The 25,125-nt window shown below is 62.3% G+C and carries 21 protein-coding genes; 15 read left to right on the top strand and 6 right to left on the bottom strand.

Going from position 1 to position 25,125, the window contains the following annotated elements:
* Positions 1 to 398: 398 nt before the first annotated feature.
* From LMG28727_RS18385 to LMG28727_RS18350, 8 genes are all read left to right on the top strand, one after another.
* Positions 399 to 953 (top strand): (2Fe-2S)-binding protein, encoded by a 555-nt coding sequence (locus LMG28727_RS18385; RefSeq protein ID WP_201643712.1) that lies wholly within the window; start codon positions 399 to 401, stop codon positions 951 to 953.
* A 10-nt stretch (positions 954 to 963) separates the two neighbouring features.
* Positions 964 to 3,360 carry a xanthine dehydrogenase family protein molybdopterin-binding subunit gene (locus LMG28727_RS18380; protein WP_201643711.1) on the top strand — a complete coding sequence of 799 codons (2,397 nt, stop codon included), beginning with the start codon at positions 964 to 966 and terminating at the stop codon, positions 3,358 to 3,360.
* 21 nt (positions 3,361 to 3,381) lie between these two features.
* Positions 3,382 to 4,179 carry an FAD binding domain-containing protein gene (locus LMG28727_RS18375; protein WP_201643710.1) on the top strand — a complete coding sequence of 266 codons (798 nt, stop codon included), beginning with the start codon at positions 3,382 to 3,384 and terminating at the stop codon, positions 4,177 to 4,179.
* A 135-nt stretch (positions 4,180 to 4,314) separates the two neighbouring features.
* Positions 4,315 to 5,214: an AAA family ATPase gene (locus LMG28727_RS18370; protein WP_201643709.1), complete on the top strand. Its 900-nt coding sequence runs from the start codon at positions 4,315 to 4,317 to the stop codon at positions 5,212 to 5,214.
* On the top strand, positions 5,211 to 6,476 hold the full coding sequence (locus LMG28727_RS18365) for a vWA domain-containing protein (RefSeq protein ID WP_201643708.1): 1,266 nt from the start codon (positions 5,211 to 5,213) through the stop codon (positions 6,474 to 6,476). Before LMG28727_RS18370 ends, LMG28727_RS18365 begins: the two co-directional genes overlap by 4 nt.
* Positions 6,467 to 7,066 (top strand): CoxG family protein, encoded by a 600-nt coding sequence (locus LMG28727_RS18360; protein ID WP_201643707.1) that lies wholly within the window; start codon positions 6,467 to 6,469, stop codon positions 7,064 to 7,066. The genes LMG28727_RS18365 and LMG28727_RS18360 overlap by 10 nt, the downstream gene beginning before the upstream one ends.
* Positions 7,039 to 8,061 (top strand): XdhC family protein, encoded by a 1,023-nt coding sequence (locus tag LMG28727_RS18355; RefSeq protein WP_201643706.1) that lies wholly within the window; start codon positions 7,039 to 7,041, stop codon positions 8,059 to 8,061. Before LMG28727_RS18360 ends, LMG28727_RS18355 begins: the two co-directional genes overlap by 28 nt.
* Before the next feature lie 425 nt (positions 8,062 to 8,486).
* Positions 8,487 to 10,388 (top strand): DUF3857 domain-containing transglutaminase family protein, encoded by a 1,902-nt coding sequence (locus LMG28727_RS18350; protein WP_201643705.1) that lies wholly within the window; start codon positions 8,487 to 8,489, stop codon positions 10,386 to 10,388.
* A 90-nt stretch (positions 10,389 to 10,478) separates the two neighbouring features.
* Here the strand turns inward: LMG28727_RS18350 and LMG28727_RS18345 are convergent, their stop codons facing one another.
* Positions 10,479 to 11,507 (bottom strand): serine/threonine protein kinase, encoded by a 1,029-nt coding sequence (locus tag LMG28727_RS18345; RefSeq protein ID WP_201643704.1) that lies wholly within the window; start codon positions 11,505 to 11,507, stop codon positions 10,479 to 10,481.
* A 121-nt stretch (positions 11,508 to 11,628) separates the two neighbouring features.
* The gene (locus LMG28727_RS18340; protein ID WP_132376376.1) at positions 11,629 to 11,841 is read right to left on the bottom strand and encodes a hypothetical protein; all 213 of its coding nucleotides are present in this window, start codon (positions 11,839 to 11,841) and stop codon (positions 11,629 to 11,631) included.
* 394 nt (positions 11,842 to 12,235) lie between these two features.
* Between LMG28727_RS18340 and LMG28727_RS18335 the strand changes: the two genes are divergently transcribed.
* From LMG28727_RS18335 to LMG28727_RS18315, 5 genes are all read left to right on the top strand, one after another.
* Complete coding sequence (locus tag LMG28727_RS18335) at positions 12,236 to 15,418, top strand: efflux RND transporter permease subunit (protein ID WP_201643703.1); 3,183 nt, start codon at positions 12,236 to 12,238, stop codon at positions 15,416 to 15,418.
* A 130-nt stretch (positions 15,419 to 15,548) separates the two neighbouring features.
* On the top strand, positions 15,549 to 16,790 hold the full coding sequence (locus tag LMG28727_RS18330; protein WP_201643702.1) for an efflux RND transporter periplasmic adaptor subunit: 1,242 nt from the start codon (positions 15,549 to 15,551) through the stop codon (positions 16,788 to 16,790).
* Positions 16,787 to 18,340 (top strand): efflux transporter outer membrane subunit, encoded by a 1,554-nt coding sequence (locus LMG28727_RS18325; protein ID WP_201643701.1) that lies wholly within the window; start codon positions 16,787 to 16,789, stop codon positions 18,338 to 18,340. Before LMG28727_RS18330 ends, LMG28727_RS18325 begins: the two co-directional genes overlap by 4 nt.
* A 316-nt stretch (positions 18,341 to 18,656) precedes the next feature.
* Positions 18,657 to 19,946 carry an MFS transporter gene (locus LMG28727_RS18320; RefSeq protein ID WP_201643700.1) on the top strand — a complete coding sequence of 430 codons (1,290 nt, stop codon included), beginning with the start codon at positions 18,657 to 18,659 and terminating at the stop codon, positions 19,944 to 19,946.
* A gap of 280 nt (positions 19,947 to 20,226) precedes the next feature.
* Positions 20,227 to 20,412: a hypothetical protein gene (locus tag LMG28727_RS18315; RefSeq protein ID WP_201643699.1), complete on the top strand. Its 186-nt coding sequence runs from the start codon at positions 20,227 to 20,229 to the stop codon at positions 20,410 to 20,412.
* A 68-nt stretch (positions 20,413 to 20,480) separates the two neighbouring features.
* On the opposite strand, the gene mgrA is transcribed toward LMG28727_RS18315, so the two are convergent.
* Positions 20,481 to 21,524: an L-glyceraldehyde 3-phosphate reductase gene (mgrA, locus tag LMG28727_RS18310; RefSeq protein WP_201643698.1), complete on the bottom strand. Its 1,044-nt coding sequence runs from the start codon at positions 21,522 to 21,524 to the stop codon at positions 20,481 to 20,483.
* A 228-nt stretch (positions 21,525 to 21,752) separates the two neighbouring features.
* Between mgrA and LMG28727_RS18305 the strand changes: the two genes are divergently transcribed.
* Positions 21,753 to 21,959, top strand: coding sequence for a DUF3185 family protein (locus LMG28727_RS18305; protein WP_201643697.1), 207 nt, complete (start codon positions 21,753 to 21,755; stop codon positions 21,957 to 21,959).
* Positions 21,960 to 22,049: 90 nt separating this feature from the next.
* Here LMG28727_RS18305 and LMG28727_RS18300 read toward each other — a convergent pair whose 3' ends face one another.
* Entirely contained in the window at positions 22,050 to 22,811 is a 762-nt protein-coding gene (locus LMG28727_RS18300) for a phytanoyl-CoA dioxygenase family protein (RefSeq protein ID WP_201643696.1), read from the bottom strand.
* Positions 22,812 to 22,913: 102 nt separating this feature from the next.
* Entirely contained in the window at positions 22,914 to 23,285 is a 372-nt protein-coding gene (locus tag LMG28727_RS18295; RefSeq protein ID WP_201643695.1) for a hypothetical protein, read from the bottom strand.
* On the opposite strand from LMG28727_RS18295, the gene LMG28727_RS18290 reads away from it, so the two are divergent.
* Positions 23,284 to 23,652 carry a hypothetical protein gene (locus tag LMG28727_RS18290; protein WP_201643694.1) on the top strand — a complete coding sequence of 123 codons (369 nt, stop codon included), beginning with the start codon at positions 23,284 to 23,286 and terminating at the stop codon, positions 23,650 to 23,652. The two genes, LMG28727_RS18295 and LMG28727_RS18290, sit on opposite strands and share 2 nt — an antisense overlap.
* A 271-nt stretch (positions 23,653 to 23,923) precedes the next feature.
* Here LMG28727_RS18290 and metK read toward each other — a convergent pair whose 3' ends face one another.
* Positions 23,924 to 25,114 carry a methionine adenosyltransferase gene (metK, locus tag LMG28727_RS18285; protein ID WP_201643693.1) on the bottom strand — a complete coding sequence of 397 codons (1,191 nt, stop codon included), beginning with the start codon at positions 25,112 to 25,114 and terminating at the stop codon, positions 23,924 to 23,926.
* Positions 25,115 to 25,125: the final 11 nt, after the last annotated feature.

Genomic DNA, 25,125 nt, shown 5'->3' with positions numbered 1-25,125 from the left:
CTTGCCTTGCCTTGCCTTGCCTTGCCTTGCCTTGCCTTGCCTTGCCTTGCCTTGCCTTGCCTTGCCTTGCCTTGCCTTGCCTTGCCTTGCCTTGCCTTGCCTTGCCTTGCCCTGCCCTGCCCTGCCCTGCCCTGCCCTGCCCTGCCCTGCCCTGCCCTGCCCTGCCCTGCCCTGCCTTGCTCTGCTCGCCCTGCACTCTCCCGCCCAACAACTTCCCCTCATAGCGCCCCCGCCCAATTTGTGCTTTACTTTTCGGCACACCCATAAGAAACCCGAAGCAAGCAAGCCCGCAGTCCCCCAATATCGGACCCGAAGAGCAGAAACAGAAGGCAACAAGAACAACCGAAAAAGCAGGCAAAACCCGAAGGTCCGGTCTCACCCCATCAGGAGACAACTTCATGGCGATCAGCATCAGTCTGACGGTGAACGGCGCGCCAATCACCGCGTCAATCGACCCCGGCACCCTGCTTGTCCAGTTTCTGCGCGACCAGCTCCGCCTGACAGGCACGCATATCGGCTGCGACACGGCTCAATGCGGCGCCTGCACGGTCCACCTGAACGGCCGCGCGATCAAATCCTGCAACATCCTCGCGGTACAAGCCGAGGGCGCGGAAATCACCACCATTGAAGGACTCGCGCAGAACGGCACGCTGCATCCAATGCAAGCGGCGTTCAAACACTGCCACGGCCTGCAGTGCGGCTTCTGTACGCCCGGCATGGTGATGAGCGCGGTCTCGCTCGTGCACCGCCAGCCCGATCTCACCGGCGACGACGTCCGCGCCCAGCTCGACGGCAATCTGTGCCGCTGTACGGGCTATCACAATATCGTCAAGGCAGTCCTCGAAGGCGCCGCAGGCATGAAGTCCTCCGGCAACCCGGTCACGGCCAATGCCGCCGCGAATGCGAATACCGCGAGCGCCGGCGCACCGGCTACCGCGCCCGCCACCGCCTGAGGAGCCGACGATGAACGCACCTGACACCCACCACCTGATCGGCGCCTCCGTCGAACGTAAGGAAGACTATCGGTTTCTGACCGGCAACGGCCAGTACACCGACGACATCGTCCTCCCCCAGCAGACCTACGCCGTATTCCTGCGCTCGCCGCACGCGCACGCCAGGATCAATAGCATCGACATCGCTGCAGCGAAGCAATCGCCCGGCGTCATCGCGATCTTCACTGGCGCAGATATGGCCGCGGAAAACGTCGGCGGCCTGCCGTGCGGCTGGCTGATCCACAGCACCGATGGCAAACCGATGAACGAGCCGCCGCATCCGGTCATTGCGCATACGAAAGTGCGCCACGTCGGCGACCAGGTCGCCATCGTCATCGCCGATTCGATCAAGGCCGCAAAAGACGCCGCCGAGCTGATCGAAGTCGATTACGACGTACTACCCGCTGTCGTCGACACCGCGCACGCAGCCGACGCGGGCCAGCCCGCCGTCCACGACGAAGTGCCGGACAACGTCTGCTACAACTGGGGCCACGGCGACAAAGCCGCCACCGACGCGGCCTTCGCCAAGGCCGCCCACGTCACCACGCTCGATATCGTCAACAACCGGCTGATCCCGAACGCGATCGAACCGCGCGCGGTCAACGCGAGCTACTCAGTCCAGGACGACAGCTACACGGTCTACGTCGCGAACCAGAACCCGCACGTGGAGCGCCTGTTGATGGCCGCGTTCGTGCTGTCGCTGCCGGAATCGAAACTGCGCATCATCGCGCCGGACGTCGGCGGCGGCTTCGGCTCAAAGATTTTTCTGTACGCCGAAGACGTCGCGCTCACGTGGGCGTCGAAGAAAATCCGCCGGCCGGTGAAATGGACCGCCGAGCGTTCGGAAGCGTTCGTGTCCGACGCGCACGGCCGCGATCATGTGACGAAAGCCGAACTCGCGATGGACGCGGACGGCAAGTTCCTCGCCATGCGCATCCACACCATCGCGAACATGGGCGCGTACCTGTCCACGTTCGCGTCGAGCGTGCCGACCATCCTGTACGCCACGCTGCTCGCCGGTCAGTACACGACACCCGCGATCTACGCCGAGGTGAAAGCGGTCTTCACCCACACCGTTCCCGTCGATGCCTACCGGGGCGCGGGTCGCCCGGAAGCGACCTACGTGGTCGAGCGTCTGGTCGAGACCGCCGCGCGTGAGATGAAGCTCGATCCGGCGGAAATCCGCCGCCGCAACTTTATCCGCGACTTTCCGTACGCGACGCCGGTCGGCCTGACCTACGACACCGGCGATTACGACACCATCCTCGCGCGTTCGCTAGAACTCGCGGACGTCAAAGGCTTCGCCGCACGCAAACAGGAATCCGAAAAGAACGGCAAGCTGCGCGGCCTCGGCTACTCGTGCTACATCGAAGCGTGCGGTCTCGCGCCGTCGAATATCGCTGGCGCGTTGGGTGCGCGGGCGGGTCTGTTCGAAGTCGGTCAGATTCGCGTGCATCCGACCGGTTCGGTCACCGTGTTCACCGGCTCGCACAGTCATGGCCAGGGGCATGAAACGACCTTCGCGCAAGTGGTCGCCGACCGGCTCGGCATCGCGCTGGAAAGCGTCGAGATCGTCCACGGCGATACGGGACGGATTCCGTTCGGCATGGGCACGTATGGCTCGCGCTCGATCGCAGTCGGCGGCTCGGCGATCATGAAAGCGCTCGACAAGATCGAAACCAAGGCGAAGAAAATCGCTGCGCACCTGCTGGAAGCGGCGGCCGAAGACATCGAGTTCAGGGACGGCGTGTTCCGCGTCGCGGGCACCGATCGCACCAAGGCCTTCGCCGACATCTCGCTTGCGGCGTACGTGCCGCACAACTATCCGCTCGACGTGCTCGAACCCGGCCTCGAAGAAAGCGCGTTCTACGATCCGACCAACTTCACCTATCCGTCCGGCGCGTACATCTGCGAGATCGAAGTCGATCCGGACACGGGCGTGTGCCGCATCCAGCAATTCACCGCCGTGGACGATTTCGGCAACGTGATTAACCCGATGATCGTCGAAGGACAGGTGCATGGCGGGCTCGCGCAAGGTATCGGCCAGGCGATGCTGGAGCGCTGCGTGTACGACAACGACAGCGGCCAGCTGCTGTCAGGCTCTTACATGGATTACGCGATGCCGCACGCGTCCGATCTGCCCGACTTCACCGTCGAAACTTCGAAGGGCACGCCGTGCACGCACAATCCGCTCGGCGTCAAAGGCTGCGGCGAAGCGGGCGCGATCGGCTCGCCGCCGGCGGTGATCAACGCGATCCTCGACGCGCTCGCGCCGCTCGGCGTGACCGATCTGCAAATGCCGGCGACGCCGCATCGAGTGTGGTCCGCGATTCACGCGGCCGCGCACGGCAACGCACAACCCCATTGAGATCCTGAGCGGAGAATCGACATGTATTCATTCGAGTACCAACGCGCGACGGATCCCAAAGCAGCCGCCGCCATCCTCACCGCCGACAGCGACGCGAAATTCCTGGCCGGCGGCCAAAGCCTGTTGCCGACCATGCGGCTGCGCCTCGCGCAACTGTCGCAACTGGTCGACGTCACGCGCATTCCCGCGCTCAAGTCGATCACCGTCAACGCGCAAACAGTGACCATCGGCGCCGCCGTCTGTCACGCAGACGTCGCGGATCACGCGGAGTTGCGTCGCGTGTCGCCAGGACTCGCCGACCTCGCTGCGCACATCGGCGACCGGCAGGTGCGCGCGCTGGGCACGATCGGCGGTTCGCTCGCGAACAACGATCCGGCCGCGTGCTATCCGGCTGCCGCGATGGCGCTGGATGCGACCATCGTCACCGAGCGTCGGCGGATCGCCTGTCAGGACTTTTTCGTCGGCATGTATGAAACCGCGCTGGCACCCGACGAGCTGATCGTCGCGGTCGAGTTTCCCGTGCCCGAGCGCGCAGCCTATGAAAAATTCCGCAATCCTGCGTCTCACTTTGCGCTGGTCGGTGTGTTCGTCGCGAAGTTCGCGAGCGGCGTGCGCGTCGCGGTGACAGGCGCGGCGGCGTCGGTATTTCGTGTGCCTGAACTGGAAAACGCGTTGTCGGCGAATTTCACACCGGAAGCGGCTCGCGGAGTCAGCGTGTCGAATGCGAATCTGAACACCGACATGCATGCGAGCGCCGACTACCGAGCGCATCTGATTCCTGTGCTCGCCGCGCGAGCGGTGACGAAGGCGAACAGTTAGCAACACGTGGAATGGGCAGCGGGCGTGCTTTGATTTGGGCACGTCAGCTCCGTTCTATAAACGACGCCACCCGTGCAGCGCCTGACCGACGCTACGCTTCATCGGCGTCATCGAGCGCGCAGATTCAGGACGACCATGCAGCCCGCCTCAATCGACGACACCCTCGCGCAACTGGCCGCGCAACGCTATTTCGCCAGCCGCGAGCTCGCGACCGCGCTCTATCTCGCGCTGCGGATGGAGCGGCCGTTGTTCGTCGAAGGCGAGCCGGGTGTCGGCAAAACCGAACTCGCTAAAGCCGCAGCGGGCATGCTCGGTACCACGATGCTGCGTCTGCAATGCTACGAGGGACTCGATACGGCGAGTGCGCTGTATGAATGGGACTACCCGCGTCAGATCATGGCGCTGCGTCTCGCCGAAGCCGCCGGCGAGCGCCCGGACAACGACACGCTATATCGCGGCGAATTCCTGTTGAAGCGTCCGCTGCTGCAAGCGTTGATGCCTGATGAACACCATCCCGGCGCGCGACGCGTGCTGCTGATCGACGAAATCGACCGCGCCGATGAGCCCTTCGAAGCCTTCCTGCTGGAACTGCTGTCGGACTTCCAGGTGTCGATACCCGAATACGGCACCGTGCGGGCGGAGCAACCGCCGCTCGTCGTGATGACATCGAACCGCACACGTGAAGTCCACGATGCATTGAAGCGGCGCTGTCTGTATCAATGGATCGGGTACCCCGAGCGCGATCGTGAACTGGAGATCGTCGCTGCGCGTGCGCCGCAGACATCAGTGGAATTGCAGCGACGGGCGGTCGATTTCGTGCATCGGTTGAGGGGGATGGATCTGTTCAAGGCACCTGGCATTGCCGAAACGATCGACTGGTGCCGCGCGTTGGAAGCCCTGTCAGTGACGGAACTCGATCCGCAATCGGTGCAGAACACGCTGGGCGTGCTGCTCAAGTACCAGGACGATCTGGCACGGCTGGATGCCGCACAGATTGCACAATGTCTTGCTGCCGTACCAGGATCATCCGCATGACCAGGCGATCCGTAACGGGCGAGCCACCCGCCGCTTCCGCCGACGAGACCCCAACGCTTGCGCGCAACGTCGTTCACTTCGTGCGCGTGCTGCGCGGTGCGGGCTTGCCGATGTCGCCCGCCCAGGCCGTCGATGCACTCGCCGCATTGCACTGGATCGATCTCGGCCGACGCGACGACGTACGCGCCGCGCTCGCGGCATCGCTAGTCCGCGCACCGGACGAGCGCGAGCTGTTCAACGCCGCGTTCACGCTGTTCTGGCGCGACCCGGACTGGGAGGGCAAGCTGCGCGCGCTGCTGCTCCCCAAAGTTCGCGACGGTCTGCCGCCGCCCAAGCGCAACAACCGTCTCGCCGACGCACTCGCGGTTCGCGCGCCGCTGTCGCCGCACAGCAAAACGCCACAGCAAACCGAGCAACACGAACTGCACGCGCACGTGACGTTCAGCGCGGAAGAGCGCCTGCGTCAGCGCGATTTCGATACCCTTTCCGCCGATGAATGGCGCACTTTGCGGCATCTGATTCGCAGCCAGCGTCTGCCGCTCGCGACCGAGCCGACGCGTCGGCTGAAAGCAGCATCGCGCGGCACGCATGCCGATTTGCGCGCGAGCGCCCGACACGCGGTACGCGCCGGCGGCGACTGGACCGTGTGGAAATATCGCGCGGTGGTTGAACGCAAACCGCCGCTCGTGTTGCTGCTCGACATCTCCGGCTCGATGAGCAGTTACTCGCGCGCCGTGCTCTATTTTTGCCACGCGCTGCTGCAGTCGCGCGAACGCTTGCAGGTGTTTCTGTTTGGCACGCGTCTCACCAACGCAACCCGCGCGCTGCGCGAGCGCGATCCCGATGTGGCCATCGCGACGCTCACCGGGCAGGTCGCCGACTGGTCGGGCGGCACGCGAATCGGCGCAGCGCTTGCCGAATTCAACCGACGTTGGGCGCGTCGCGTACTCACAGGCCGCGCCACCGTGCTGCTCGTCACCGATGGCCTCGACCACGAAGCCATCGACGTGCTCGACGCCGAAATGGCACGCCTGCGCCGCTTCGCGCATCGTATTGTCTGGCTCAATCCGCTGCTGCGTTTTAGCGGCTTTTCTCCGAAGGCGCGCGGCATACAGGCGATCCTGCCTTATGTCGATGCGCATCGTCCGGTTCATAATCTGGACAGTCTCGCAGCGTTCGGCCGCGACCTCGCGCAACTCACGCACGCGCCTCGTCCGACCTTCGCCACCGGGGCTACCGCTGGAGTCACGTCATGGAACTGACCGACACTCACACGCTGCCGGTTTCGCAGCAGCAAACGTGGGACGCATTGAACGACACCGAGGTTCTGCGCAACTGCATCCCCGGTTGCGAAAGCATCGAGCCGGATGGCGAGAATGCGTATCTGGTTGCATTGAGCGCCGCCGTCGGTCCAGTCAAGGCGCGCTTCAAGGGACGCATGCAACTGACCGACATCGACGCACCGAACGCATACAGCATCGTGTTCGAAGGCCAGGGCGGCGCTGCGGGTTTCGCCAAAGGCAACGCGCGCGTCACGCTCGAGGCCGACGGCGAAAACGCAACGAAGTTAAGCTATACGGCAAGCGCTCAGGTCGGCGGCAAACTGGCGCAAATCGGTTCGCGGCTGGTGGACGGCGCGGCACGCAAGATCGCTGCGGAGTTCTTCAAGCGCTTCGGCGCGCAGGTAGCGGGAGCGGACGACGAGACGGGCGCTTCAGTGGATGGCGCAGGAGCAACCGCTGCCGCTGCCCCGGCGCCGCGCACGGAAGCGGATGACGGCACCGGCACCGACACTGACACCGAGCCAACAAAGAGGAAGAAATCATGGACAGCGTGGATCTCGAAGTCCTGAAGTCCAGCGCCCGCTGGCTGGAAGAAGGACATCGCGCGCTACTGGTGACGGTCGTGAAGACGTGGGGCTCGTCGCCGCGTCCCGAGGGCGCGATGCTCGCGGTGCGCGACGATGGGCTCGTGGTCGGGTCGGTATCGGGCGGCTGCATCGAAGACGATCTGATCGACCGGGTGCGGCAACGGGGTATCGAGCAGACGTGCCCGGAGGCGGTGAAGTACGGCATCACGGCGGAGGAAGCGCATCGCTTCGGCCTGCCTTGCGGCGGCACGATTCAACTCGTGCTGGAACCGTTAACGCGGCACAGCGGCATCGCCGAACTATGTCACGCGGTGGAGGACGGGCGCCTCGTCGCCCGTCAGGTCGAAATGCGCACTGGCGCCGTGCGGCTCGACGCTGCGCTTGCCACCGATGGCGTGCATTTCGACGGCGAACGTCTGCTGACGATCCACGGTCCGCGTTACCGGATGCTGGTGATCGGCGCGGGGCAGTTGTCGCGCTATCTGTGCCATATCGCGGTGGGGCTCGACTATCAGGTCACCGTATGCGACCCGCGCGAGGAGTACACGGAAGAGTGGAATATCCCCGGCACGAAGATCGTACGAACCATGCCGGACGATACCGTGATCGACATGAAGCTCGATGAACGCTGCGCGGTGATCGCGCTGACGCATGATCCGAAGCTGGACGATCTTGCGCTGATGGAAGCGTTGAAAACGCCCGCGTTTTATGTCGGCGCGCTCGGCTCCCGAAGGAATAATCAGGCGCGGCGCGAGCGGTTGAAAGAGTTCGATCTGAACGAGACCGAGTTGGCGCGTTTGCATGGGCCGGTGGGAATCTATATCGGCAGCCGGACACCGCCGGAGATAGCCGTGTCGATTCTGGCCGAGGTGACCGCAGCAAAGAACGGCGTATCTCTGCCGACGCTGCTTCAGGTCGAAGGTGCGAAGGCGGCTCGGGAAGTCGCGGCGTCAGGCGGGACTGCATGTAGCGTTTGAATGCGGCCAGTCAGCGAAAGCAGATTCAGACTGGCGGCAATCGTATCGATCAGCAACGCCCGCTGACTCTCAAACCCACACCTTGGTGAGGATTATTCATCGTCGCAACGCACGCATTGTGCGGGCGGCGGCACGCCGCGGAACGGCACGCGCTCATACGACAGCGGTAAGGAACAGAGAGTCGAAAGCAGGGACCGGACGACCCGGCTTGCGGTCCAGGCCGTCCGGCTGAGAGGCTGGCTGGCGGTCACAGAGGAGCAGAAAGGTGACCGTAGCTGGCGATGCCTTTCAATTGAGAATGGCTATCATTACCTATTTACGCACTTTGCTCAAACGCTACGTGTTGCAGGCGCTTGACAATCGCGCGGCGCAAACCGACTCTAGCTTCAGATCCCGTCAACGTTGCCGTTCGGATACCTGTTGCCATGCGATTTTCTTCTGCGCTTTGGGTTGTTTCATTCGGCTGGCTTGCCGGTATCCACGCGGCGAACGCGAGCGGCGCGGACCAGCTGGACGATCCCTATACCAACGAGGGCGAGACCCAGACCTTCACCGTCAACGCCGACGGCTCGTTTTCCAAGCTCGATTCGCTGACCTTGCGGGTGAATAGCGAGGCGGGCGTCGCGCGCGTGGCGCAGCAATACGTCTGGTTCAATCGCAACATGGCGGACGTGCAGATTCTCGAGGCGTACACCACAACCGCCGACGGCGCGCGTCATGAAGTGCAGCCCGAGCAGATCCGCGACGTGCAGGAAGCCCGTTCGTTCGACGCACCGATGTTCCAGGACATTCAGGAAAAGGTCATCGTGTTCCCCGCGGTAGAGCCAGGCGCGCGCGTGCATCTCACCTATCGCAAGACTCAGAGGCAGCCCATCGTGCCGGGCGAATTCAGCGACTTCACGCCGCCAGACCTCGCGCCGACCCATAATTTCCGTCTGATCTACGACCTGCCCGCTGACAAACCGCTCTACGCCGACGCCCGTGGTTTTACCGTGACGCGCCCGGTGACTCTCAACGGCCGGACACGCTACGAATTTCGCTACGACAACGCGCATTTCAACCGGCTGGAGAATGGCTCGATTGCGTATGTGTCGTATGGCGATCGGCTAATGGTCTCGACGTTCCCCGATTACGCCGCGTTCGCCGCGACCTATCGTGAATCTTCGGTCGACCCTGGCGCACGCGACCCGGCGATCACGCGACTCGCGCAACAACTCACCGTTCACGACCGCACGCCGCGCGACAAAGCCAAAACGTTATACGACTGGGTACGTCGCGACGTGCGCTATGTGGCGATCAACGTCGGGCGCGGCGCGGTCGTGCCGCACAGCGCCAGCGCGATCCTCGCGAACCGCTATGGCGACTGCAAGGACCACGTCGCGCTCTACGGTGCGCTGCTCGACGCGGTCGGCATCCGCAACGAGCCGGCGTTGATCAGCAGCGGCACGATTTACACGCTGCCGAGTGTGCCGGGCTATGGTGTGATCAATCACGTCATCACATGGCTGCCGGATTTGCAGCAATACGCCGATTCGACCGCATCGAATGTCGAATTCGGCTTTTTGCCCTCTTCCGACATGAACCGGCCGACCGTGCTCGTCGACGACGGCGTACTCGCCAGCACGCCCGCCACTGCGCTGATGAAACGCAACACCGATCTGTCGATCAAGGTCGAGCCGGATGGTTCGGCGAGCTTCACCTATCGGCTGGAAGACAACGGCCCGTTCGCTGAACAGGCGCGCGCGCGATTGCGCATGCAGACACCGTCGCAGCGCGAAGAGTCGATTCAGGCCGAGTTGCGCGGTGCAAATCTGCGCGGCACCGCCACACTCAGCACCAATGATCTCAATGTCCCCAATGGGCCGCTCACGATCACGATGAAAGGCAGCCTGGAAAGTCTGGTGGTGCCGGGCGCAGCCGCCTCCATTCGCGCGCTGACGAGTCTGGCGGGTGGCGTCGAAGCAGATACGCGTTACTGGCTCGGCGAGCGTCAGCGCACGCAGCCTTTTGTTTGCCACAACCTGGCGTTGCATGAACATGCGCGCATCGAGTTGCCGGCCAATTTCCATGTGCTCGACATGCCGGAGCCGAAGCGCGCACAAGACCGCTTCGTCGATTTCCAATCGCAGTATTCGTTCGATCCGTCGAGCAACACGGTGACGATGACGCGCGACGGCACCACGCATTTCGATAGCGATGTCTGCTCGCCAGATGACTTCGCGCAGATGCGTCCGGTCATCCAGGCCATTGAGCGTGACGTGCGCGCCGAGGTGATCGTCAAATCGACGTTAGTGGAGTCGTCGAGTGTGGCGTCGCAAGCGCCTTGAAGTGGGCTTGCGCTGAGCGCGGCAGACTCGCTGCCGCGCTCAGCGCGTCACGCACGACGACATGTACTTCGTGCACTCACGGCGCGACACTCAAACCGGCCAGAGCGGCCCTTCCTGCATCGCGCCGATCTGCTCGCGCATTTCGAGGATGCGGTCTTCCCAATAGCGCTGCGTGTTGAACCACGGAAACGCCGCCGGAAACGCGGGGTCGTCCCAACGACGTGCAAGCCAGGCCTGATAGTGAATCAGCCGCAGCGTTCGCAATGCTTCGACCAGGTAGAGTTCGCGCGGCTCGAATTCGCAGAAGTCTTCGTAACCGGCAAGCAGATCGGCCAACGCGCGCGAAGCCTCGGCACGCTCGCCCGGCAGCAATAGCCACAAATCCTGCACGGCCGGACCCATGCGGCTATCGTCGAAGTCGACGAAATGCGGACCGGCATCGGTCCACAACACATTGCTCGGATGACAGTCGCCATGCATTCGCAGCATGCGAATGTCGCCGGCACGTTCGAACGCGCGCTCCACGCCTTCGAGCGCGAGGTTCACCACGGTTTGCCATGCGGTGCGCACGTCGTCGGGGACGAAACGCTGCGCAAGCAGGAAATCGCGCGGCTCGTATCCGAAAGTATGGATGTCGAGCGTCGGACGCTCGGTGTAATTCTGCGTCTGCCCGACCGCATGAATCCGGCCGATGAATCGCCCCAGCCATTCGAGCGTATCGCTACGGTCGAGGTCTGGCGCGCGACCACCACGGCGCTCGAAGATCGAGAAGCGGAAACCGTCGAACGTATGCAGCGTACGACCCTCCAGTACGCGTGCAGGCACCACCGGAATCTCACGCGCGGCGAGATCGGCGACGAAAGCGTGTTCTTCCAGAATCGCGGCATCGCTCCAACGCTCGGGACGATAGAACTTCGCGACGACCGGCGGACCGTCTTCGACGCCCACCTGATACACGCGGTTCTCGTAGCTGTTGAGCGGCAGCATGCGGCCATCGGTGCGCACGCCGACCGTGCTGAGCGCGCTGTCGAGCGCATCGAGCACGATTTCCGGCTTGAGCCGGGCGAAAGGCACGGCGCTGTTCGCGTCGTCCTGGAGATCGGGAAGGTCGTCGTTCATGCCCGCATTGTGCGCCGCGCCGCCGTCAAAGACGAGAGCAACGGCTCACGTTGCGGTTGAACACACGAATAACGCAGCGACGTGCGCGTGACTTACAACATGCTTAACGTCGCACGTGTGATCAATGTATCTGCGCGCTGGACGGACGCACCTGCTCGCCCGTATCAATCAGATCTTCGAGAAAAAAGGGTTCAGTATTCAGGTGCGGCGAAGCGCCGGGCTCGCCGGCGTACCACGCCACCATGGCCATGTCGCCCAGAATGCGCATGACAATTCCGCGCGCGCCTTGCGGCACGGCGATGTGCACCGATCGGACAATGGAACCGATTTGCATGATATTTCCCCGTTTCTCCCGTAGCCGGCTTTATGATTTCACGCCGGTCAAGGTGATGATAAAAGCGTCGCTCCGCCGATAACGTTGCTTACGCACCCAATCTGCTGCGCGTGATACGCGTGAGAGGTTGAAAGTCATTGTTCCCGTTTTAAGGGGCTTTGGAAAGTGCAAACGAAAAGATTAAAAATCCAGGCAAAAAACGCATCACCCGTCGTTTCGCCCTATTCCAATTACGGCCCGCCCAACCGATCATCTCGGCTTCACGCGTCGTAACGAGACCATCATAAACCCACCCGGGGGGAGATTTCAAAAACGTGCACAACGTCCAACCTGTTTGCAACGTTTGCGGGGTAGGTGAGCCCGCTTCTATTGGCCTTTATCGCTCGCGCTAGTCATGTGGATTGTCCGACTCGCGCTGCGGCGCCCCTATACCTTTGTCGTCCTCGCCCTGCTGCTGCTGATCGTCGGGCCGCTGACCATTCTGCGTACGCCAACCGACATTTTCCCGAACATCGATATTCCGGTGCTCTCGGTGATCTGGTCGTACAACGGCCTGCCCGCCGACGAAATGGAAAAGCGCATCGTGCTCAATTACGAGCGCGGCCTGGCGACCACGGTCAACGATATTGAACATACGGAATCGACTTCGCTGAACGGCATTGCGGTCATCAAGATCTTTTTCCAGCCGCACGCGAATATCGACGAAGCGCTGGCCCAGGTCACCGCGCTGTCGCAAACGCAATTGCGTTCGCTGCCGCCCGGCATTACCCCACCCAATATCCTGCGCTATAACGCGTCGACGGTGCCGATCTTGCGGCTCGCGTTGTCGTCGGCGTCGCTGACCGAGCAGGAGCTGTTCGACTTCGGCAATAACTTCCTGAAGACGCAACTCGCCACCGTGCCCGGTGCGTCGGTGCCGCTACCGTATGGCGGCAAGCAGCGGCAAATCATGGTCGATATCGATTCGCGCAAATTGCAGGAGCGCAATCTGTCGCCACTCGATGTAGTCAACGCCGTCACCGCGCAGAATCTGATTCTGCCGTCGGGCACCGCGAAAATCGGCTCGACCGAATACTCTGTGGAAATGAACGGCAGCCCGGATTCGCTCGCCGGTCTGAACAATATTCCGATCAAATCGACCGCGAACGGCACCATTTATATTCGCGACGTCGCGCATGTTCGCGACGGCTTTCAACCGCAAACCAATATCGTGCGCGTGAACGGACAGCGTGCAGCGCTGCTGACCGTCAACAAAAGCGGCAACACGTCCACGCTGGAAATCGTCGACCGCATCAAGACGATGATGCCGGCGCTGCGCAATCTCGTGCCTGCGTCGCTGAATATCGACCCGGTTGCCGATCAGTCGCTATTCGTGCGCGCGTCGGTGCAGGGCGTGTTGCGCGAGGCGTTGATCGCCGCATGCCTGACCGGTCTGATGATTCTGCTGTTCCTCGGCAACTGGCGCGCGACGTTGATCATCGCCGTGTCGATTCCTCTGTCGATGATCACCTCGGTCATCGCCCTCTCGCTGCTCGGCGAAACCATCAACATCATGACGCTCGGCGGGCTCGCGCTCGCGGTCGGCATTCTGGTGGACGATGCGACGGTAGCGATCGAAAACATCAGCCATCAGCTCGAGCAGGGCAAGACGCTCGAACAGGCGATTCTCGACGGTGCGCAACAGATTGCGATTCCGACGCTGGTGTCCACATTGTCCATCTGTATCGTGTTCGTGCCGATGTTCATGCTCACGGGTGTCGCGCACTATCTGTTCATTCCGCTCGCCGAAGCGGTGGTGTTCGCGATGCTCGCGTCGTATTTTTTCTCGCGCACGCTCGTGCCGACGCTGGCGAAATACCTGCTGCGCCATCACCATACGGCGACGACCGCGCATCACTCGCCGGTGCAAACGCGCAATCCGTTCATGCGCGTTCACTATGGATTCGAGCGCGGCTTCTCGCGTTTGCGCGATCGTTATCGCGTGTTCCTCGAAGCACGCGTCGCACGGCCCGGTTTATTCGTCACGCTGTTTCTGGCTGGTTGTGGCGCCTCGATGCTGCTGCTTCCGTTTATCGGCCGCGACTTTTTCCCTGCCGTCGATGCGGGCACCATCGCACTGCATCTGCGCGCGAAAACCGGCATGCGGGTCGAAGAAACCGCGGTCGTGACCGATCGCGTCGATACGCGGATTCGTCAGTTGATCCCTGTCGGCGAACTGCATTCGATCATCGACAATATCGGTTTGCCGGTGTCGGGTATCAATCTCTCGTACGGCAGCACGGGCACGATCGGCACGTCGGATGCAGACGTGCTCATCACGCTCAATCCCGATCATCATCCGAGCGCCGACTACGTGCGCACGCTGCGACGCACCCTCACCGACGAATTCCCCGGCGTGCAGTTCGCGTTTCTGCCGGCGGATATCGTCAGTCAGACGCTGAACTTCGGCATGCCGTCGCCGATCGATATTCAGATTGTTGGCCGTGACGTCGCGGCAAATCGCGTGTTCGCCGCGAAATTGCTGAACCGGCTGCGGACCGTGCCGGGTCTTGCCGATGCACGCATCCAGCAGCCTGCCGACCTGCCGCGTATTTTCATCGACGTGGACCGTACCCGCGCACAGCAGGCGGGTTTCTCGCAACACGACATCGCGAGCAACCTGCTGATTACGCTGTCCGGCAGCCAGCAAACCACACCGACGTTCTGGCTCAATCCGCGCAACGGCGTCAGCTACAACGTGATCACGGAAGCACCGCAATACACGATCGATTCGCTGCAATCGCTGGCGAACATTCCGTTGAACGCCAATGGCCGCAGCAACATTCTCGGCTCGCTCGCGACCATGAAGCGCGAAGCCGGCAACGCGACGATCAACCACTACAACGCGCAGACGACCATCGACATTTACGGCACCGCGGACGGTCGCGATCTTGGCGGAGTCTCCGACGATATCCGCAAGATCATCGACGACTCTCGCGCCGAGCTTCCTAAAGCATCGACGATCGAAGTGCGCGGCCAGGTGCAGACCATGAACGATTCGTTCTCGGGTCTGTTCGCCGGTCTGGTGTTCGCGATCCTGCTCGTGTACCTGCTGATCGTCGTGAACTTCCAGTCGTGGCTCGATCCGTTCATCATCATCACCGCGTTGCCAGGCGCCCTGGCGGGCATTGTGTGGATGTTGTTTCTCACGCACACCACGCTGTCGATTCCGGCGCTGACGGGCGCGATCATGTGTATCGGCATCGCAACGGCCAACGCGATTCTGGTGATCAGCTTTGCGCGCGAACAGTTGCTCGAACATGGCGATGCCACGCGCGCGGCAATCGAAGCGGGCTTCACGCGTTTTCGTCCGGTGCTGATGACCGCGCTCGCGATGGTGATCGGCATGGTGCCGATGGCAATTGGGCTCGGTGAAGGCGGCGAACAGAACGCGCCGCTGGGGCGTGCGGTGATCGGCGGCTTGACGGTGGGTACGCTGGCGACGCTGATCTTCGTGCCGGTCGTGTTCTCGATGATCTACAAGCGGCTTGCGGCGCGACGTCAGCGTGCGGCCGAACATGTGGTGCAGAAGCCATGACGCACATGACCGGACTGTCCGCAATGGCGCTTGCATTGCCATGCGCACCCGCATTCGCCACCACCGTTGCCATGACGGGCAGCACAAGAGGCAGCATCGACTGCCCACGTTTTTTCACAGGGGAAGTTTGATGGAAGCACAACGTCCAGACGGATCCGACCACCCGCGCGACCCCGCGAAAACGCGGCGCTCGCGCGCGATGACCGTTGCGGTGGCCGTCGTCGTCCTTGCGCTCGCGGCGCAAGGCATCTGGTCGCGTCACGATGCGCACGCCGCGCTCGAACGCGATGCCGAGCATGCGAGCCAGTTAAGTGTTGAAGTGGTGCGGCCGCAGAAATCGTCGGCGGGAGTCGACCTTGTTTTGCCCGGCAATGTGCAGGCTTTTCTCGATACGCCGATTTACGCGCGCACCAGCGGTTACCTGAAGAAGTGGTACGCCGATATCGGCGCGCATGTGAAAAGCGGCCAGTTGCTCGCAGAAATCGATACGCCCGAAGTGGACGATCAGTTGCGCGCCGCCCGTGCCGATTTTGCGAATGCCGAAGCCAATTACGCACTCGCAAAAAGCACCGCTGATCGATGGACCGACATGCTGAAAAGCAAATCGGTGTCGAAGCAGGAAACCGACGAGAAGGTCGGCGATATGCTCGCGAAAAAAGCGTCGCTCGATGCCGCGCGTTTCAACGTCGCGCGGCTCGAAAAGACGCAATCGTTCCAGAAGGTCTATGCGCCGTTCGACGGTACGGTGACCGCGCGCAATATCGATGTCGGCGCGCTGATCGACGCGGGCAGCGCGGGTGGTCCAACGAAGGAACTGTTTCATGTGGCGCAGGCGGATCGGCTGCGGGTGTATGTGAACGTGCCGCAAGCCTACGCGCAACAGGTCCGCGCGCAGCAGAGCGCATTTTTGACGCTGACGGAAACGCCGTCGAAGCATTATCCCGGCACGGTGGCACGCACGGCCGGCGCGGTCGATCCGCAGCAACGGACGATGCTGGTCGAAGTCGATGTCGATAATCGCAACGGCGATCTGCTGCCGGGTGCGTATGCGCAGGTGCATTTCGCGTTGGGCTCGGGCGCGGCGCCGTTCACGTTGCCGGGCAACGCATTTCTGTTTCGCCCGGACGGCGTGAAGGTCGCGACCGTGGACGCCGATCACAAGGTGAAGTTGTTGCCCGTGTCGCTAGGGACCGATTTCGGTACGCGCGTGGCAGTCGCGTCGGGCTTGCAAGGCGGCGAACAGGTGATTCTGAATCCGCAGGATTCGATCGTCGATGGCGCGGCAGTGCGGATCGTGCCGCGTAAGACGGGTGACGCGAAGGGTGCGTCTGGGGCAGCGGGCGCTGAAGGGAAAACGGGGACGTCATCATGAAAGCGCTGGAATCGCGCGGCGAGTTCGCGTCGTCATCGAAGCGTGTGGTGGGCCAACGTGCGTCTGCGCGCCCAGCAAAGTTAGCACTTGCGTTGACGCTGGCCGCCACGCTAACCGCTTGCACCGTCGGCCCTGACTATGTGAAGCCGCCCATCCCGACCGTTGCGACGTACAAGGAACTCGAAGGCAGCGGCTGGAAACCCGCACAGCCCGCCGACACCGTCACGCGTGGTGCCTGGTGGACCCTCTACGCCGACCCATCGCTCGATTCGCTCGAACAGCAGGTCGCCACCGCGAACCAGAACGTGCAGGCTGCCGACGCGCGCTTTCGCGCCGCGCGCGCGACCGTTGCGCAATACCGGTCGAGCTTCTTCCCGATTGTCAGCGCGAACGGCGCCTATTCGCGCGCGCGCTCTTCGTCGAACGTGCTGCACAAATCGAGCGCCGGTCTCACGCTGAACGACTACCTGGTGCAAGCCGACGCGTCGTGGGAACCCGACCTGTGGGGCCGCGTGTCGCGCAGCGTCGAGGGCGCGAAAGCCCAGGCGCAGGCCAGCGCGGCCGACGCCCAAGCCATGCTCCTGTCGATGCAGGCCGAACTCGCCACCGACTACTTCGAGCTCCGCGGCCTCGATCAGGAGCGCCAACTTCTCGACGACACGATCAAGGCCTACGGCGAAGCGCTCGATCTGACGCAGCATCGCTACGCGGGCGGCATCGCCACCGACGCCGATGTCGCGCAAGCGCAAACACAGTTGAAAACTACCCAGGCGCAGGCACTCGATCTCGGCGTGCAACGCGCGCAACTCGAACACGCGATCGCGATCCTGATCGGCCAGGCGCCCTCCACTTTTTCGCTGCCAGTTGCGCCGCTCACTGCGGTTCCGGTGGTGGCGGCAGCGGGCGTGCCGTCCACGTTGCTCGAACGACGGCCAGACATCGCGTCGGCGGAACGGCAGGTGGCCAATATGAACGCGCAGATCGGCGTGGCGACAGCGGCGTTTTTCCCGAGCCTCGTGTTGTCCGTGACAGGTGGGCTCGAAGCGACTAACTACAGTCAGTGGCTGCTCGCGCCGAGCCGTTTGTGGTCGCTCGGACCGGCGCTCGCGGGCACGCTGCTGGATTTCGGCGGACGCGAATCCGTTCGAGAACAGGCTCGCGCGCACTATGACGAAAGCGTCGCGCAGTACCGGCAAACGGTGCTTGCCGCGTTCGGCGAAGTCGAGGACAACCTCGCCGCGCTGCGGGTGCTCGAACAGGAAGCCAGTGCGCAGGACGATGCGGTGAGCGCCGCGCAACGGTCGCTGGCGGTCGTGTCGGACCGCTATAAGAACGGCGCGATCACCTATCTCGACGTCGTCGTCGCGCAAACGACCGCGCTGACGAACGAGCGCAATGCGGTGTCGATCGCGCGTCGTCGGATGGCCGCGAGTGTGGCGCTGGTCAAGGCGTTGGGCGGAGGTTGGCAGGTCTCCGATCTGCCGACCGATGAGCAGATCGTGCACCCGGCCGCGCCGCAGAGCGCAAGCGATGCGACGGCGCATGGCTAGGCGAGTGCTTTTACAGCGGAGCGAAACGCACTGAGTTGCCCGGCGCGCTCGCGTGGCTTGCCGGTTCGTTCGGCGATCGTCCGGTCTCGCGCGCCGACGGGCATCCGGCGTTTAATCAGTCCATCAAAACCTTGCTGCATATGTGGAAAATACTGCGGTCGCGATTCGCCTCCCGTCAGTCTGCGTCACACCCTCTGCCCCCTGCTTCACCGCCCGAATCTGCGCAGCACGCCTGCCCGCCCCACGACCCCGATCCCTCTTTTCAGCGTATCGTTAACTCCTTTGAAGACTTTGCTTCCTCCCAGGAGATTTTTTTGTGACCCCCTCGCCGGAATCCCACCGGACTGCTTCATCGGCTGTTCCTTCTTCTTCTGCCTCGTTCACCGCTTCCGCTTTGCCCGACGCCCTTGATATCCCCTACCTTGAACGCGGTTCGCGGGCCTATTGGCGCGCCAGCATCGCGCTGCTGTTCGCCGGTTACGCCACCTTCTCGCTGCTCTATTGCGTGCAGCCACTGCTGCCCGCGTTCTCCGCGACGTTCAACGTGACGCCCGCGCAATCCAGCCTGTCGCTGTCGTTCACCACGGCCGCGCTCGCGTTCGCCATCTTTGTCGCCGGCTTTGTTTCGGAAGGATGGAGCCGTCACAAGCTGATGACGTTGTCGCTGACGGTATCCGCGTTGTTGACGATTGGCGTGTCGATCGCGCCGCAATGGCATCAACTGCTGCTGCTTCGCACGCTCCAAGGTCTTGCGCTCGGCGGTGTGCCCGCCGTCGCGATGGCCTACCTCGCCGAAGAAGTCCACCCCGAAGGCCTTGGCCTCGCGATGGGTCTGTATGTCGGCGGCACGGCAATCGGCGGAATGGCGGGACGCGTGATCACGGGTGTCGTCGCGGATCTGTTCTCGTGGCGCGTCGCGATCGGCACGATCGGCGTGCTCGGCCTTCTGTCGATGCTCGCATTTCGCGCGCTGCTACCGCCCTCGCGCCATTTCGTACCGCGCCGGGGCCTCGGCTTTGCACATCATCGCACCGCGCTGCTCAAGCAGTTCACGCGACCCGGCTTGCCGCTGCTGTTCCTGCAAGGCTTCGTGCTGATGGGCAGCTTCGTCACGCTGTACAACTACATTGGCTACCGGCTGCTCGCGCCGCCGTATCAACTGAGCCAGACGGAAATCGGCACAATCTTCGTTGTGTATCTAACGGGCGTAGTGGCGTCGCCATGGTCAGGACGCATGGCCGACACGTTCGGCCGCGCGCGCGTGCTGACCGCCAGCCTGCTGCTGATGCTGCTCGGTCTCGCGCTCACGATGCTGCATCCGCTGGCCGCGATTGCAACTGGCATCGCCTGCGTGACGTTCGGCTTTTTCGCGGGGCACTCGGTGGCGAGCGGCTGGGTGGGCCGCCTCGCGAAAGACGCGAAAGGCCAGGCGGCCGCACTGTATCTGCTCGCGTATTACATCGGATCGAGCCTGATCGGTTCGTACGGTGGTCACGTGTGGGCCAATCACGGCTGGAACGGCGTCGCGGGGCTTGTCGGAACCCTGCTGATCATCGGCCTCTTTGCGGCGACACGGTTGCGCGCCCGTGAACCGATCACCAAGTAATCGCATGAGCCAGCCCTGTAATCTGTTTCGCATGAAATGCGATCAAAAAGTAAGGCCAGTGTAAGCAAACGCTTCATTTTTTCGCCGCATTTTGCTGCGTTGCGCCAATCGTTGCAAGCCTTGATGTGGTTGGGTTCAGCAGCTTGCGAATAGTTGCTGAAGCGCCGACCGGCGTCGTTATAGTGGTTGAACCGTCTCCTATACTCAAATCAAGCGTTGGCGTTGCATGACTCCATCAATGGAGCAATCGCCTTCGCCGGTAATACATAAGGAGACGACCATGACGACCTACTTCACGATCAGCGATTTCATCCTGGTGATTCCGATGGCGCTGGCCGGCGCGTTATTTGTCGGCGCGCTTCCCTGCAAGACGGAAATGCGGCACAACGCGCTGCGCGTCGTGGGCGCTCTGATCGGCGTGATGTGCGCGGTCGCGCTGGTCGAAGGATTGCCGGCGCTGGTATAGCGCGCTGTAGCGAAAAAAAAGCCGCCTCACGGGCGGCTTTTCTACTGACGGGGTGAACGTGGTGCGGATCAGATCGCCTGATCCGTGGACGGCTTTTCCCACAAATTAATCCCGCCTTCGGTCGCATAGCGATCGATTTCCGCGAGTTCATCTTTCGAGAACGCAAGGTTCTTCAGCGCGCCGACGTTCTCGCGCACCTGCTCCGCACGGCTCGCGCCGATCAGCACCGACGTTACGCGTGAATCGCGCAAGGCCCAGGCGAGCGCCATCTGCGCGAGGCTTTGCCCGCGACGCTGGGCGATGTCGTTCAGCTTGCGCACGTGCTCGATATTTTGCGGGCTCAGATGCTCCTGCTTCAACGAACCGCCACCCGGCTTGTTGACCCGCGCATCGTCCGGTACGCCGTTCAGATACTTGCCGGTCAGCAGCCCTTGTGCGAGCGGCGTGAACGCGATCGAACCCGCGCCGACCTGCTCCAGCGTATCGAGCAACTCATGCTCGATCCAGCGGTTGAGCATGTTGTACGCCGGTTGATGAATCAGCATCGGCACCTTGTATTCGGCGAGCAACTTCGTCATTTCGAGCGTCTTGGCGGCCGAGTACGACGAGATGCCGATATACAGCGCCTTACCCTGCTGAACCGCAGTCGCCAATGCGCCGGCGGTTTCTTCGAGCGGCGTGTCGGCATCGAAACGATGCGAATAAAAAATGTCGACGTAATCGAGGCCCATGCGTTGCAGGCTTTGATCGAGACTCGCGAGCACGTACTTGCGCGAACCGCCGCCCTGGCCGTACGGACCCGGCCACATATCCCAACCTGCTTTCGACGAGATCAGCAGTTCATCGCGATAGGGCTTGAAGTCGTCCTTGAACAGGCGGCCGAAATTCGTTTCCGCGCTGCCGTATGGGGGGCCGTAATTGTTCGCGAGGTCGAAGTGCGTGATGCCGAGATCGAAGGCCGTGCGCAGAATGTCACGCTGCGTGGAGATCGGCGTGGTGTCGCCGAAGTTGTGCCACAGACCCAGCGAGAGCGCCGGCAGTTTGAGACCCGATTTGCCGCAGACGCGGTACTGCATGTCCGAATAGCGTTCTGAAGCTGCTTCGTAAGCCATTGCTTGTGTCCTTGTTGGTGGAAATCGCCCGGTCATTGCGGGCGTGAGGCAATCGCGTGCTGCGGGAGGCGTGCTGCTATCTGTTATCTGTTTTAGGCCGGCGAATCTGCAGCCAGACCGCTATGTTAGCCAATCGACGCGAGACGTGCATGCACCCAGTATGCGGGATGGACGGGCGCTGGTCGCTCCCCTACACTTTCGCCGATCAAAGCCAACGGAGAGCATCAGATGACCAAAGCGATTTCGCTCGCGCTGATTGTCGGCGGTATCGTGTTGTTGTATTTCGGCGGGCAGGCGTTCAATTCGGTTAGCAGCGACGTCGCGCGCTTTTTCACCGGTTCGCCGAGCAACAAGGCGATCATGCTGATCGTGGGTGGCGTGGTGGCGACACTCGCGGGAATCACCGGCATGGCACTGTCCGGGCGCAAGCGGTAATAGATTCGTGATCTGCGCGGCGCCCGATGTCTGTTCGAATGCTAATTAAACACAATCCGGCGCCGCCGCCGGAATCAGAAAGCCGACACTTTAAAACGCCACTTCAGGCTTCGCGGCCGACCGGGTTCCCGGCAACGGCACATTGCTCGCACCGTGATAGGTGTACACGAGCGAAAACTTCACCTGATCGCTGAGATTCTTTCCTGCTGAATGCAGCGTATTGCAGTGGAAGAACACCACGTCGCCGGCTTTGAGTTCGGGCGACACAGCGCTGCGAATCCACGTCTGATTTTCTTCCAGATCCGAACGGAAAAATTTGGCCTCGTCGAAACGCTCCGACGTGAATGGCTCGCTGTGCGATTTCGGTACGAGCCACAATGCGCCGTTATCGACGGTTTCAGAGCCAACCGCGAGCCACACCGACACCAGATCATCGCGTTCGAACGACCAGTAACGCACATCGCGATGCCACCCCGTCAGGCTGCCGTACGCGGGATGTTTGGTCATCATGCAATTGTGATGCGCGCGCGACAACCGCGGCTCTTCACCGAAATACAACTCCATCCAGCCGCGAATTTCCGGCGCGGTCGCCCACTGCGCGAAAGCCGGATGACGTCCATACGCATCGAGCAACCGTCGCACGGTGTGCCCACCCGGTGCATGCTTCGACGACGGCGCGCCGGGGTATTGCAGATCCGCTTCGAACTCGATCGGCGCCGCTGCTTCGACCAGTTGCTGCTGCGCAATCTGCTTCAGTTCTTCGCAGCGCTCGGGCGACACCAGACCGGGCACGACGACAAAACCCTGCTCCCGCAACGTGTGAATCTGCTCTTTCTTCGAATGAAGTGACATGGTGTTCCGTTACTGTCCACTAACTGATGCTCGATTGTAAAACGGGCGCGATGGCGCTGCGCGCAGTTTCACCGTGCTACGAGCCTCTGCGGCCTGACTGCCTTACGCACTACTTTCAGGCGTGCAGGTTGATTGCAAGGCACGTTGAACGGGCGAGCGTGCACGATAATCGGTCGCAAAGGGCAGGTTCGCGTCGACATGCTCAGCGATCGACCCCGTAAAAACCCGTATTCGCAGGGTAAAAACCGACTTTCTGACGTCACGAATCACGTGTAGCCTGCACGCATGTTGATCGTCGCTCCCGCGTTTTTGCACCGTGCGCAGGCCGCCAAGGCCCATGCCGCCGGCCTCCGCGCTTTTATCCGTCGAATACCGGGCATCCGTGCCGTTGATCGCGACGCCCTTATTGGCACATTTGGTGCTGCTATTGGCGCACTTCCCGTCGCGCGACACATTGCCCCCTTGTGAAGCCATGCATACTCTTCTGAGCACCCGTCTCACCCGCGCCGCGCTGAAAGCGGCGCGTCCTGCGCGCCGCCATGTGATGCGCGCGTTGCGTCACCACGCCACCCGCACCCGCGCGTTGGGCGAACAATGGCGCGATGCGAAAGCCGTCGACGGCATTCGCACCTGGTTCCACACCTTCTTCTCCGCACTGCGTTTGCAGGGCAGTTCGCGGCGCTTTTCGCTGCGCACGCTGCTGCGCAAACCGACGCCGCTGCATCTGTCGCTGACGAAACGCGTGGCGCTCGCCGCGCCGCAGAACACGAGCCGCAAGCCGCGTCGGATGTCGACGAATGGCAGCACTGGCTGGTTTGCGTTCGCGTTTTCGAGCCGTTGAGCTAGCCGTTGGGGCGTTTTTTTCAAAGTGTTCTAGTGGTGTGGGCGCCATGGCTTGAATGGCGAACGGCACCATGCAAGTATTCGCTGTAGCGCTCGCGATCCGGGCGCGCTAGCTAAGGAGCGCGCACGTCTTGCGCGGCTTTCGACGAAAGCCGTCCGTTCATTTCGCTGCTATGCAGTCCGGCGTAACAGGAAATAAAAAACCCCGCGCGGCTCACGCCGTGCGGGGTTTTTTGCTGTTTTGCTGATGAATCGCGTGCGACTAGCGCTTACTCTGCCAGCGCCGCAACCGGCTCCGTGCCAGCGGCTTCAGCGAGCGCCAATGCCTTGTCCGTCGCTTCCCACGTGAATTCCGGCTCTTCGCGACCGAAGTGGCCATACGCTGCGCTCTTCTCGTAGATCGGACGCAGTAGGTCGAGCATCTGGATGATGCCCTTCGGACGCAGGTCGAAATGCTCCTGCACCAGACGCGTGATCGTTGCATCCGACACGCGGCCCGTACCGAACGTGTTGACCATCACCGAAGTCGGTTGTGCAACGCCGATGGCGTACGACACCTGAATCAGGCAGCGCGAAGCCAGACCGGCTGCAACGATATTCTTCGCGACATAACGGCCAGCGTAAGCAGCCGAACGGTCGACCTTCGACGGATCCTTGCCCGAGAACGCGCCGCCGCCGTGCGGAGCCGCGCCGCCGTATGTATCGACGATGATCTTGCGGCCCGTCAGACCGCAATCGCCTTGCGGACCGCCAATCACGAAACGGCCGGTCGGGTTCACCAGGAACTTGATGTCGCCCTTGATCAGGTCAGCCGGCAGCGTCGGCTTGATCACTTCTTCGATCACGGCTTCGCGCAGCGTGTTCAGATCGATGTCCGGCGAATGCTGCGTGGACAGCACGACGGTGTCGATTGCGTGCGGCTTGCCGTCGACGTAACGCACGGTGACCTGCGACTTTGCATCCGGACGCAGCCACGGCAGGCGGCCGTCACGGCGCAGATTAGCCTGGCGCTCGACCAGACGGTGCGACAGGTGGATCGGCAGCGGCATCAGTTCCGGCGTTTCTTCACACGCGTAACCGAACATCAGGCCCTGGTCGCCAGCACCTTGATCGAGGTTGTTGTCGTGCGCGCGGTCCACGCCCTGGGCGATGTCCGGCGACTGCTTGTCGTAAGCGACGAGCACCGCGCAGCCGCGGTAGTCGATGCCGTAGTCGGTGTTGTCGTAGCCAATGCGCTTGATCGTATTGCGCGCGACCTGGATGTAATCGACGTTCGCGGTCGTGGTGATTTCACCGGCCAGCACGACGAGACCCGTGTTGCACAACGTTTCCGCTGCAACGCGTGAGTATTTGTCCTGTGCGAGGATGGCGTCGAGGATGGCGTCCGAGATCTGGTCCGCGACTTTGTCGGGATGGCCTTCGGAGACGGATTCGGAAGTGAAGAGATAGTCGTTTGCCACGTTGCAGACTC

Origin of the sequence: Paraburkholderia metrosideri (assembly GCF_904848625.1) — a bacterium.
Lineage (GTDB): Bacteria > Pseudomonadota > Gammaproteobacteria > Burkholderiales > Burkholderiaceae > Paraburkholderia > Paraburkholderia metrosideri.
The sequence above is the reverse complement of the archived record's forward strand: the minus strand, read 5'-3'. Positions and strand labels throughout refer to the sequence as shown.